The sequence below is a fragment of the Acidimicrobiales bacterium genome (assembly GCA_030747595.1).
Classification (GTDB): domain Bacteria; phylum Actinomycetota; class Acidimicrobiia; order Acidimicrobiales; family MedAcidi-G1; genus UBA9410.
Map to the genome: position 1 here is coordinate 1 of JASLKK010000049.1, position 774 is coordinate 774.

The 774-nt window shown below is 54.5% G+C and carries 1 protein-coding gene; it reads left to right on the top strand.

What is annotated here, in order from left to right:
• On the top strand, nucleotides 1-774 hold a 774-nt coding region (locus QF777_12010), incomplete at both ends, for a DNA polymerase III subunit alpha (GenBank protein MDP6912260.1).

The following is a 774-nucleotide window of genomic DNA, read 5'->3' on the forward strand; positions in this document are numbered from 1 at the left end:
GCTTTCGAAGGCGCAAAACGGCGCTGGGGTAAGCAACTATCAGACGAAATAGTTGACCGGTTGGGTTACGAACTCCGCGTTATCGCCGATATGGAATTTTCCGCGTATTTCCTCATCACATGGGATCTCATCCGTCATGCCCGCGACAACGGAATCCGTGTCGGTCCCGGACGCGGCTCAGCTGCGGGCTGTGCTGTCGCGTACTGCCTACAAATCACTGATCTGGACCCGATCAAATACGATCTCCTTTTCGAACGGTTCCTAAACCCCGGCCGAAAGTCCATGCCCGATATCGACATGGACTTCGACGACCGCTACCGAGACGAAATGATTCGGTACACCGCCGAAACGTATGGCCGTGAGCACGTGGCACAAATCATCACCTTTTCGACTATCAAAGCTCGAGCAGCGGTCCGAGACGCAGCTCGAGTTCTCGGCTACCCCTACGCCGTTGGCGACAAAGTAGCTAAAGCAATGCCGCCGCTAGTCATGGGTCGAGATACCCCGCTATGGGCTTGTTTCGACCAGGAGGAACAGTACGTCGATGGATACAAAGCGGCGGCAGAGCTGCGCCAAATGTATGGCTCGGACCCGGACGTAAAAAGAGTTGTTGATGTCGCCAAAGGCCTAGAAGGCCTCCGTCGTCAAGATTCAATTCATGCCGCCGCTGTCGTCATCACCCGTGACCCGTTAACCGATTATCTACCGATCCAACGTAAACCAGAATCAGGAGTTAGCCCCGAAGATGCACCGGTAGTTACACAATTCGAGATG